Below are 9,778 nucleotides of genomic sequence, written 5' to 3'. Positions count from 1 at the left end.
CCGCGCCGCCCTCGCCTCAGCAGGTGATTGTGCGGTCGCGTCCACGACCGCGGTCGCGGCCGTGTAAGTCTGCTGCTTGCTGGCCTTGTGGTCGGGCGCAGTGCTTTGAGCGCCCGTCTCCAACGGTTTCTGAGCCGCCACCGCTTCTGCGCCCTTCTCCATGGCGGAGGATTGGCTATCGGCGGTGTGCGCTTCCCCGGCGATCTCGATACGATTGCCCTCACCTCTGGCATCGCCATGCGACTGCTTTCACCTGGCCTTCTCCCCCGCAAGAGGGAACCTGAATTCCGCTCACACACTCACTCCATCCGCGCACCAAAATCGATTGACATGTTCGCTACCTGGACTAGCATCCTTCGCCTCGTAGGTGAAGTGCATCTTTCTTATGACCCTATGCGTGAGCAGCCCTGGAGCTTTAGATGCAAGCTCGTGCGTGAGAGACCGTGCAGTATGGGCCAAAAGGTGGCTGGCTTGCTGGCAACCTGCACTCCTGACTTAGAGCTCTCGGGTTCGAGGTCAGGGGTGCGAACCCTCTCGTAGAGTGCCTGCTCAAAAGGAACTCGCCAGGCACTTCAGGAACGGCTCTGCCTGACGCAGCAGCTTCTGCCCAGGCTCCTGCTGGTTGTACACCGGCGTCCACCACCAGGGCATCCCGGGCCTTCTGTTACCCTCTGTCATCGCATAAATTGCGACTCAATTCCGATTTTGTCAATTGGCAGAGCAACCCTTCCTCTTCATGAACTGGGTTGGGCATTTGTTTTTACCCGCGCTGATGATTCCGTCGCTTCCTTGGTATCTCCCTCGGTCCTAGCAGTCTCTCTAGGTGGCTGATTGAGATAATGTTGGCGGTAAAAATCAAAGAACTTACTACTCTCGTCCACTGAGGCCCACCCCCCCCTCCATATCTAAAAAATGAACATCGATACGAATCGAGCAAAAATTCGCGATTTTGAATGATCCGGCCCAACTTAAGAGCCTCGTTCAAGGGCTCACATGCCATGGCTGGATCGGCAGCCGCCGACCTGAGTATCTGCAAGCTTTTACGCAACCACCCTTGCAGCCGGTGCATCGCCGCGTTGTATTCGCGCTGTTGAATTCTCTTGCGATCTCTTAACTGGGCCATTTCCACACCAATTTCCAACATCATCCCCGGTAACCAATTATGAACCTTCTCCCGTGCCTCGGCCTTGCGGGCGAAGGGCGGATACTCATCTTCCTTCCCCTTTCCACACCAGATGTTTGCCGCCTGGAGAAAGACCAACGATGCTGGCTTGCAACGATCCAGCGCGGCCAGCAGCAGCCGCTCCTGAAGCTGCAGATACTCGGCAAAGGGCGTCTTCTGCCCTTTGCGCTCCCAGCGCCGGTGCATGATCGAGGCCCATGCTGCATCAACGAGCTCTACGCCCACTCTCTTGGCCAGCCGCTCTTCGGTAAAGCGTCCATCCCACCGTGGATACACCACCATGAGGCGCATCCGCGCCGCATCCACCCCCAGGGTGATGTGCGCGGGCACACCGTCCGCCTCCGCCTCCTCCTCAGTAAAGTACTCGGCCAGCTCCACCCCGAGCTTCTTCAGGAGAGGCTCTGCCTGCCTCAGCAGCTTCTGCCCACGCTCTTGCTCGTTGTACACTGGCGTCCACCACCAGGGCATCCCGGGCCTTCTGTTCCCCTCTGTCATCGCATAAACTGCGGCTTAAACCCCCGTCTGTCAAACGGCGGAACAACCCTTCCCGTTCAGGAACCGGTTGGCGCATTTGTTATTTCCCTTTTCTCCGCATTGTTCGTCTCGCTGGTCTTTGCTTCATTGGCGGCCATACGCTCCTGCTCTCTCAGACGATCACGCCGATAAATTTCAAACAGGTAGCTGTTCTCGTCCACGGAGGCCCAGCCCCGCCCACCGCTATCATCACCGTACCTAAACATACTGCTGCGATACGAATAGTATGTGTATTCTCGATTTTGGATCATCCGCCCCAGCTTGAGAGCCTCGGTTATCGGTTTGCATGTCGTAGCGGGATCCGCTGCCGCAGCTCTCAGTAGTTGCAGGCATTTACTCAGCCAACCAAGAAGACGGTGCATTGCTGCATCATACTCTCGCTGCTCAATTTTTTTGGACCGCCTCACCTCTACCATCTCAAGACCAATTTCCAACATCATCCCCGGTAACCAATTATGAACCTTCTCCCGTGCCTCGGCCTTGCGGGCGAAGGGCGGATACTCATCTTCCTTCCCCTTTCCACACCAGATGTTTGCCGCCTGGAGAAAGACCAACGATGCTGGCTTGCAACGATCCAGCGCGGCCAGCAGCAGTCGCTCCTGATGCTGCAGATACTCGGCAAAGGACGTCTTCTGCCCTTTGAGCTCCCAGCGCCGGTGCATGATCGAGGCCCATGCTGCATCGATCAACTCCACCCCCACTCTCTTGGCCAGCCGCTCTTCAGTAAAGCGTCCATCCCACCGTGGATACACCACCATGAGACGCATCCGCGCCGCATCCACCCCCAGCGTGATGTGCGCGGGCACCCCGCCCACCTCCGCCTCCTCCTCAGTGAAGTACTCGACCAGCTCCACCCCGAGCTTCTTCAGGAACGGCTCTGCCTGACGCAGCAGCTTCTGCCCAGGCTCCTGCTGGTTGTACACCGGCGTCCACCACCAGGGCATCCCGGGCCTTCTGTTCCCCTCTGTCATCGCATAAATTGCGACCCAATCCCGGATTTGTCAAACGGCGGAACAACTCCTCCCCTTCAGGAACTGGTTGGCGCATTTGTTATTTCCCTTTTCTCCGCATTGTTCGTCTCGCTGGTCTTTGCTTCATTGGCGGCCATCCGCTCCTGCTCTCTCAGCTTTTTCCGTCGGTAGTTTTGGAACAAATAGCTGTTTTCGTCCACAGAGGCCCAACCTCCCCCTCCATATCTGAAGAAGGAGCTTCGAAAAGAGTATCTGAACTTTTCTCGGTTTTGAATCAACCGCCCTAGCTGTAGGGATTCCATCACCGGCTCGCATGTCATCACCGGATCCGCCGCCACTGCCGCTCTCAACAGTTGCAGGCATTTACTCAGCCAACCAAGAAGACGGTGCATTGCTGCATCATACTCTCGCTGCTCAATTTTTTTGAACCGCCTCACCTCCACCATCTCAAGACCGATTTCCGTCATCATGCCCGGCAACCAGTTCTTTACCTTCTCCCGAGCCTCGGCCTTGCGGGCGAAGGGGGGGCATTCATCTTCCTTTCCGCAACCACACCAAACATTTGCCGCCTGGAGAAAGACCAACGCCGCGGGCTTGCATCGATCCAGCGCGGCCAGCAGCAGTCGCTCCTGAAGCTGGAGATACTCGGCAAAGGACGTCTTCTGCCCTTTGAGCTCCCAGCGCCGGTGCATGATTGAGGCCCACGCTGCATCGATCAACTCCACTCCCACCCGCTGTGCCATCTTCTCATCCGTATAGCGCCCATTCCAACGCGGATACACCACCATGAGACGCATCCCCACCGCATCCACCCCCAGGGTGATGTGCGCGGGCACACCGTCCGCCTCCGCCTCCTCCTCAGTAAAGTACTCGGCCAGCTCCACCCCGAGCTTCTTCAGGAGAGGCTCCGCCTGACGCAGCAGCTTCTGCCCTCGCTCCTGCTCGTTGTACACCGGCGTCCACCACCAGGGCATCCCGGGCCTTCTGTTCCCCTCTGTCATCGCATAAACTGCGACTCAATCCCGGATTTGTCAAACGGCGGAGCAACCCTTCCCCTTCAGGAATTGAGTTGTGTATTTGTTATTTCCGTTTCCTTCGCATTGTCCGTCTCGCTGGTCTTTACTTCAATGGCGGCCATCCGCTCCTGCTCTCTCAGACGGTCACGCCGATAAATTTCAAACAGGTAGCTGCTCTCGTCCACGGAGGCCCAGCCCCGTCCGCCGCTATTGTCGCCGTACCTAAACATGCTGCTGCGATACGGATCGAGAATGGTTCTCCATTCTGAATCAATCTTCCCAATCTCAGCGCCTCTGTTATTGGTTCACATGCCATGACAGGATCTGCCGCTGCAACTCTCAGCAGTTGCAGGCATTTGCGCAGCCAAGCTCGCAAACGATGCATCACCGCGTTGAAGCCCCGCTGCTCTATCTTCTTAAATCTCTTCACATCCACCATCTCCCGTGCAATTTCCAACATCATGCCCGGCAACCAATTCTGGACCTTCTCCCGTGCCTCGGCCTTGCGGGCGAAGGGCGGATACTCATCTTCCTTTCCCTTTCCACACCAGATGTTGGCCGCCTGGAGAAAGACCAACGATGCTGGCTTGCAACGATCCAGCGCGGCCAGCAGCAGTCGCTCCTGATGCTGCAGATACTCGGCAAAGGACGTCTTCTGCCCTTTGAGCTCCCAGCGCCGGTGCATGATCGAGGCCCATGCTGCATCGATCAACTCCACCCCCACTCTCTTGGCCAGCCGCTCTTCAGTAAAGCGTCCATCCCACCGTGGATACACCACCATGAGACGCATCCGCGCCGCATCCACCCCCAGCGTGATGTGCGCGGGCACCCCGCCCACCTCCGCCTCCTGCTCAGTGAAGTACTCGGCCAGCTCCACCCCGAGCTTCTTCAGGAACGGCTCCGCCTGACGCAGCAGCTTCTGCCCAGGCTCCTGCTGGTTGTACACTGGCGTCCACCACCAGGGCATCCCGGGCCTTCTGTTACCCTCTGTCATCGCATAAATTGCGACTCAATTCCGATTTTGTCAATCGGCAGAGCAACCCTTCCTCTTCATGAACTGGGTTGGGTATTTGTTATTTCCCGCGCTGATGATTCAGTCGCTTCCTTGGTATCTCCCTCGGTCCTAGCAGTCTCTCTAGGTGGCTGATTGAGATAGTGTTGGCGGTAGAACTCAAAAAACTTGCTATTCTCATCTACCGACGCCCAGCCCCCCCGCCGTACCGGAAAAAAGAACTGCGATATGAGTAACGCACATATTCACGATTTTGAATTGCTCGCCCTAGCTTCAATGCCTCGATCACCGACTCCTGCACCAAACCTAGGTGCGCCACATTCACCCGCAAAAGTTGCAAACACTTGCACAACCACCCTTGCAGCCGGTGCATCGCCGCGTTGTATTCGCGCTGTTGAATTCTCTTGCGATCTCTTAACTGGGCCATTTCCACACCAATTTCCGTCATCATCCCCGGCAACCAATTCTGAACCTTCTCCCGAGCCTCGGCCTTGCGGGCGAAGGGGGGGCATTCATCTTCCTTTCCGCAACCACACCAAACATTTGCCGCCTGGAGAAAGACCAACGCCGCGGGCTTGCATCGATCCAGCGCGGCCAGCAGCAGTCGCTCCTGAAGCTGGAGATACTCGGCAAAGGACGTCTTCTGCCCTTTGAGCTCCCAGCGCCGGTGCATGATTGAGGCCCACGCTGCATCGATCAACTCCACTCCCACCCGCTGTGCCATCTTTTCATCCGTATAGCGCCCATTCCAACGCGGATACACCACCATGAGCCGCATCCCCACCGCATCCACCCCCAGGGTGATGTGCGCGGGCACACCGCCCACCGCCGCCTCCTCCTCAGTAAAGTACTCGGCCAGTTCCAACCCGAGTTTCCTCAGCAAAGGCTCTGCCTGCCTCAGCAGCTTCTGCCCACGCTCCTGCTCGTTGTACACCGGCGTCCACCACCAGGGCATCCCGGGCCTTCTGTTCCCCTCTGTCATCGCATAAATTGCGACCCAATCCCGGATTTGTCAAACGGCGGAACAACTCCTCCCCTTCAGGAACTGGTTGGCGCATTTGTTATTTCCCTTTTCTCCGCATTGTTCGACTCGCTGGTCTTTGCTTCATTGGCGGCCATCCGCTCCTGCTCTCTCAGCTTTTTCCGTCGGTAGTTTTGGAACAAATAGCTGTTTTCGTCCACAGAGGCCCAGCCCCGCGCACAGCCATCTTCGCCGTACCTAAACATACTGCTGCGATACGAATAGTATGTGTATTCGCGATTTTGGATCACCCGCCCCAGCTTGAGAGCCTCGGTTATCGGTGTGCATGTCGTAGCGGGATCCGCTGCCGCAGCTCTCAGTAGTTGCAGGCATTTACTCAGCCAACCAAGAAGACGGTGCATTGCTGCATTGTACTCTCGCTGCTCAATTTTTTCGGACCGCCTCACCTCTACCATCTCAAGACCAATTTCCAACATCATCCCCGGTAACCAATTATGAACCTTCTCCCGTGCCTCGGCCTTGCGGGCGAAGGGTGGATACTCATCCTCCTTCCCCTTTCCACACCAGATGTTGGCCGCCTGGAGAAAGACCAACGCTGCGGGCTTGCAACGATCCAGCGCGGCCAGCAGCAGTCGCTCCTGAAGCTGGAGATACTCGGCAAAGGACGTCTTCTTCCCTTTGAGCTCCCAGCGCCGGTGCATGATCGAGGCCCATGCTGCATCAATGAGCTCTACGCCCACTCTCTTGGCCAGCCGCTCTTCGGTAAAGCGTCCATCCCACCGTGGATACACCACCATGAGGCGCATCCGCGCCGCATCCACCCCCAGCGTGATGTGCGCGGGCACCCCGCCCACCTCCGCCTCCTCCTCAGTAAAGTACTCGGCCAGATCCAACCCGAGTTTCCTCAGCAAAGGCTCTGCCTGCCTCAGCAGCTTCTGCCCAGGCTCCTGCTGGTTGTACACCGGCGTCCACCACCAGGGCATCCCGGGCCTTCTGTTCCCCTCTGTCATCGCATAAATTGCGGCTTAAACCCCCGTCTGTCAAACAGGGACCACAGACAGATGCATGTTACTCCCGGACCTTGATGATCTTGGCACCATCAAGCCCGTCTTTGAGGATTCTCTGACTGGAGAGCGTTTCCTGCACCGGGCCATGGGGGGTGTTTATTGCATTCGCGGAGGTGAACACGGCGTGAATGTCGCCATTGACATAACATCTGACATAGATCCGCGCCCCTTTGTGCTCCAGGATCAGATGGTAGTCCGCCACGGTCTGCACCATCGCCGGCAGAGACAGGGACTTTTCCGGCTTCGATATTCTGGGGCCCATCTTGTAGCTGTCTGTCACCGCATGAGAAGCCACCAGGTGTTCCGCCCTCGTTCTCAGGCTGCCTTTCTCCGGATGCGCCAGCAGGATGCGCCCCGCCCCAGGGGCATCCACCACGGGATGATCCCGCAGAAACTTCTCTGCCTGATCGATCAGAGCCTGGTCTGCGAGATTCGCATCCAGCACGGGCAGCGAATCCTTGGCCCTGGGCAGATGCTTCTTCACCTTGTCGAACACGGCCCCTGCCTTCAATTCCGGTGGCAGCGGTGTCTTCTGTTTCTGATGCCACTCCATCACCTTCTCAGGACTGAGGATGTAGCTCTGCGCACTGCTATAGATCATCCCTCGCTTGGGTGGCAATTTTGAACCGAATTCATCGATCCACAAAGCCGACCTCACATTGCTCTCATAAAGTAGTTGCCCATTAAACAAACGTACCACATCCTCCTTCTCCATCCCCACCAGCCCACTCACCTGATGCTCCACCGCCCCTGAGCGAGTACGATGCAACAACACCTCCGCCAGCACGGGCCGCCCCTCCTCCAGATACGGCGTGAGCACGCGCACGCTGTAGGGCGGGGTTCGAGGTCCAAACACGGCAATCGGCCGCAGCAGGTGATCCACCAGCGCCTGTTTCTCCTCCGGGTTGAGCTTCAAACGGTCCATGTCTGCAAAGACCTTGGGCAGCACGGCCAGCGGCACCCCGCCCGGCGCCCCCGCAGCAGTGAGCACCGTGGGCTGTACGCCAGTGAGGACCACAGGCAGCGCCGGCACGGCAGCCTGCGCCACCTGGCCCTGGAAACCACGCACGCCCTCCGCGGTGGGGGTGAAGAGCCCGGCCATGTCTGGCGCAGTCTCCGGCACCTCCAGGCGCAGCATGGCGGGCGGTGGGCCATCCCCCCAGGAGGGGGCTCCGTAGTACTCCGTGGCCTCTGCATCCCAGGGCGAGGGGGGAGATATCGCGCCCCTCCAGAATAGCCTCCGTATCCCGGATGGCCTGGTTCAGCAGCGGGCTGGCGTTCTCTGGCCGGGCGGCCAGCTTCTTCAGACCTCGCAGGGCCTTGCGCATCCAGTCCCGCAGGCGGCGCATGGTGCGGGCAAAGACATGCTCAGAGAGGCGACCGCCCTCCCGCATCTGGATGAGCTGACGCGCCAGTTCGGTGACCATGCCGCTCAGGCCTCCGTCCACCGCGGCCCGCGCCTGGTCATAGCTGGTGTAGAGCGGCCCGGTCTGCGTACGCCCCTGGCCGTGATAGATGTTCACCGTATTGAGCAGCGCCTCCCGCCCTGCCTCGGTAAGCTCCAGTTCCTCCAGGATGCGCCCCTCCTTATGCCGCAGATGGTCCTGAAAGGTGCGCCCCTGGGGATCGCGCCGCCATTGCTCCCGCAGGGCCGCAATCCACGCGGCATGGATGAGCTCCTCCCGCGTGATGGCTGCCGCCAGCGCGGCCGTGGTGCCAGGCTCCAGCCGCGGGCGCACCACCACCAGGCGCCGGCCATCCCGTGAGACGCCCACGGAGATGTGCGCGGGAATGCCGCGCGCTGCGGCCTCTGCCTCCGTGTGGATTTCCTCGATCCCGAGTCCCAGGTGCTGGAAGAGCGCGGAGGAGGCCGCGAAGGCCTGCTCAAAGTACTGGGCTGCCCTCTCCCGCGAGGCCGGAGCCGCCAGCCCCGTGTTGCCGGTGCCCGCTGGTGCCGGAGCCGCCCCCTGCGGATCCCCTGCCTGCGACGGCGCTCCAGACAGCCCCTGTGAGGCAGACGGAACTTGATCCTGACTCTGCCCCTGATCCCCCGACTGCCCTTGCGGCTGAGATTTCGGCTGAGATTGTGGCTGTGGCTTGCGCTTGAGCTCGATCTCTGCCGTCACTCCCGGCCCGAGGTAGGCCGCGTAGTCCTGCGCACGATCCCGTGCAAAGTCCTCCACCCCTTCGTTCAGGGTGTGGAATCCGGCCAGCATCTCACCGGAAGCATCCCGCAGGGTGACGATGGCATCCGCCTCATTCCAATGTGGCACGCCGTACCCCAGATACTCACCGATGTTGTCCGAGAGCGCAGCCTCACGCAGCGCAGCCGAGGCCGCGGCAGGATCTGCGGTGCCAGCGATGGTGCCCACCAGATCCAGATCTGCCACCACCAGATGGCCGTCGAACGCCTCCACATGCAGACCGGGAAACTCCCTGCCCAGAGCCTGCGCCAGCGGCGCAGCCTCGTCCCCCAGGTACTCGTGAAACGCCGGCTTGCGCCCCGCGGCCACCGCCGCGATCTCTGCCGGCGCTATGCGCTGCCGCCAGGCTTCGGCAACGGGGGAAGAAACTTCGGCCGGAAGCCCTGCGTAAACTTCTCGGAAGCTTCTTGATGCTGCTTCTCCAGCTCCTCGGGCGTCAACACCCGGCCGCTCACGCTGCCAGTCTTGTGGTCGAAGGCGAGGCTGACCGCTTCGCCCTGATCGAGCGCCTTCTTCAGATGGGCGGGTAGAGCCATGATGTTCATTTTCGTTTTCAAGGTTAGAATTGTCAACCGGGTCCAGGGGGAACGCCCCCATCATTTCCTGCGCCGCTGGCTGGGTCTCCCTGCCAACACGGCCAAAGACGGACGAGAGCCTGACCGCAAAAGCATCCAGCAGCCGACCCAGCTTGCTCTCGCGGGCGGTGCGCCGCTGCTCAGCAGACAGGCCTCCCAGGTTTCCCGGCCTGGCTGCCCCGGTGAACATGGCGACACCCAGCCTCGAGAACGCTTCCACCACCTGCTGATCGT

The 9,778-nt window shown here is 59.7% G+C and carries 6 protein-coding genes and 4 pseudogenes; 1 reads left to right on the top strand and 9 read right to left on the bottom strand.

Annotated elements, in window-relative coordinates; all coding sequences use genetic code 11:
* Positions 1-734 precede the first annotated feature (734 nt).
* The 9 genes and pseudogenes from BV106_RS11915 to BV106_RS11875 all read right to left on the bottom strand — a co-directional run bounded on the left by BV106_RS11915 (position 735) and on the right by BV106_RS11875 (position 9,505).
* A pseudogene (locus BV106_RS11915) lies at positions 735-1,678 on the bottom strand (hypothetical protein).
* Positions 1,679-1,734: 56 nt separating this feature from the next.
* Positions 1,735-2,688, bottom strand: a complete 954-nt coding sequence (locus tag BV106_RS11910) for a hypothetical protein (protein WP_038164767.1) — start codon at positions 2,686-2,688, stop codon at positions 1,735-1,737.
* 56 nt (positions 2,689-2,744) lie between these two features.
* The gene (locus tag BV106_RS11905) at positions 2,745-3,689 is read right to left on the bottom strand and encodes a hypothetical protein (protein ID WP_081891678.1); all 945 of its coding nucleotides are present in this window, start codon (positions 3,687-3,689) and stop codon (positions 2,745-2,747) included.
* A 56-nt stretch (positions 3,690-3,745) separates the two neighbouring features.
* Positions 3,746-4,698: pseudogene (locus BV106_RS11900) on the bottom strand (hypothetical protein).
* A gap of 56 nt (positions 4,699-4,754) precedes the next feature.
* Positions 4,755-5,698, bottom strand: a pseudogene (locus tag BV106_RS11895) (hypothetical protein).
* Between the two features lie 56 nt (positions 5,699-5,754).
* Positions 5,755-6,708 (bottom strand): hypothetical protein, encoded by a 954-nt coding sequence (locus tag BV106_RS11890; protein WP_038164761.1) that lies wholly within the window; start codon positions 6,706-6,708, stop codon positions 5,755-5,757.
* Between the two features lie 58 nt (positions 6,709-6,766).
* A complete protein-coding gene (locus tag BV106_RS38365) occupies positions 6,767-7,366 on the bottom strand; it encodes a hypothetical protein (RefSeq protein ID WP_038164759.1) in 600 nt (199 codons plus the stop codon).
* Between the two features lie 82 nt (positions 7,367-7,448).
* Entirely contained in the window at positions 7,449-9,278 is a 1,830-nt protein-coding gene (locus BV106_RS11880) for a hypothetical protein (protein WP_038164757.1), read from the bottom strand.
* A 20-nt stretch (positions 9,279-9,298) separates the two neighbouring features.
* Complete coding sequence (locus BV106_RS11875) at positions 9,299-9,505, bottom strand: hypothetical protein (protein ID WP_265595591.1); 207 nt, start codon at positions 9,503-9,505, stop codon at positions 9,299-9,301.
* Here BV106_RS11875 and BV106_RS11870 point away from each other — a divergent pair.
* Positions 9,504-9,778 (top strand): annotated as a pseudogene (locus BV106_RS11870) (hypothetical protein); the annotation flags it as partial. The gene BV106_RS11875 and the pseudogene BV106_RS11870 overlap by 2 nt on opposite strands.

The sequence above is a fragment of the Verrucomicrobium sp. BvORR106 genome, from assembly GCF_000739655.1.
In the GTDB taxonomy this organism is placed as follows: domain Bacteria; phylum Verrucomicrobiota; class Verrucomicrobiia; order Verrucomicrobiales; family Verrucomicrobiaceae; genus Verrucomicrobium.
This window is presented reverse-complemented; position numbering and strand designations above follow the sequence as displayed.